This is a genomic window from Arenimonas malthae CC-JY-1 (assembly GCF_000747075.1).
GTDB lineage: Bacteria > Pseudomonadota > Gammaproteobacteria > Xanthomonadales > Xanthomonadaceae > Arenimonas > Arenimonas malthae.
Genome location: NZ_AVCH01000103.1, coordinates 1 through 1,280, shown reverse-complemented (window position 1 = coordinate 1,280; position 1,280 = coordinate 1). Strand labels below are relative to the sequence as shown.

Sequence of the window (1,280 nt, the reverse complement as noted above, 5' to 3'; positions counted from 1 at the left end):
ACGCGGCTTAACTCAGGCGTTAGAAGGCCATCCATGCAACGCGCGCTGCTCACCGCATGTCTCGCCACTACCCTCGCTGGTTGCAAATCAGTCGACTTTGGCTGGTCACCAACTGAGACGGGCTGTGTGGAGCGCGGACTTTTCGAGGCAATGGAAGAGCCTGGCGACCTCCCCGAGGGTGACCTTGGCAATACGGATATTCGGGTAGGTCGACTGCCGGACACGGGGAATGGGCTCGCCTATCTCGTTCACTTCGATAGGCGCTTCGGTGGGTTGGGCCAGGTAATGGGTTCGCCGCGAGTTCGGCTGTCAGTCGGCGACTGGAACAAGCGCACCTGCACTGTCGTCATGGACCAGGATGAGTGTCCAGAGTCAGCTGAGGTCTACCAACGGCTAGCGTCGCAATCACTCCCTCTTGGATTCCTCTTTGAGGATCCGTCGGGGCTGTCGCTCATGCACGGCACGACGTACTATCTCCAGGCTTTTGATGGCAATGGAAACGAAACGCGATGGAGTTACTACGGCTCAACAGCCCATCCTTTGCAGAATGAAATTGACCGAGCTATCGATGGGCTTTCGCGTTGCCTGTCCCATGTCCAGGCGGCGTATCGTCGCGGGCCTTCTAACTAATCATTCAAGCCGACGTCGCTCCGCGACGCGGCTTAACTCAGGCGTTAGGCGCTTACATGCATCCTGCGTACTTTCAGCACCAGTGGCACCTCTACCGAAGGCGGAAGCTTCTTTTCGTGCTTTCTATACCTACCGGCCTGCTGCTATGCGTCGTAGGTGGGTATCTCTCGGAAGTGACGCACCGACCTTGGGTCTTTGCCGTTATGGGCGCCATTGGCGTTCTCTTGCCGGCCATTGCAGCGAACTACACGTGGATGTTTCCCTGCCCGAAGTGCGAGAAGCCATTTGCGTCCGGATCGTTCTGGCGCAACCCGTTCGCCAATAGATGCCTCCATTGCGGTACTTCGGTTGGGCACGGCGCCTAACTAATCATTCAAGCCGACGCCTTCGGCGCGGCTTAACTCAGGCGTTAGGCCTGTATCGGTCTAGGTTGCTTCGGCCCGTTCGCGGGCCGTTGTTGCTTCTGGGCCTCGGAGCGTCCGCAGTGGTCGCCCTCGTTGCCCGCGCTGCCAGCATCCGGCGCGTGGGGCTACTGGCTACCGGATCGTTGGCGCTCGAGGAGTCATCATCCGGGCGGTTGCCTCGCAGGCGTGCTGGCCATGTCGTGGCGCGGGCGTCACCTGCGGGCTTCGGCCTGGCTTGTCACGTGC

General features: G+C 60.0%; 1 protein-coding gene. It reads left to right on the top strand.

Annotation, left to right across the window (positions count from 1 at the left end):
• The first annotated feature begins 33 nt into the window (after positions 1-33).
• Positions 34-630, top strand: a complete 597-nt coding sequence (locus N790_RS15920; protein ID WP_156969944.1) for a hypothetical protein — start codon at positions 34-36, stop codon at positions 628-630.
• Positions 631-1,280: the final 650 nt, after the last annotated feature.

What these genes read in the sequence shown, in the direction of transcription:
- N790_RS15920 (WP_156969944.1), top strand. Translation starts at nt 34, where the DNA reads ATGCAACGCGCGCTGCTCACCGCATGTCTCGCCACTACCCTCGCTGGT.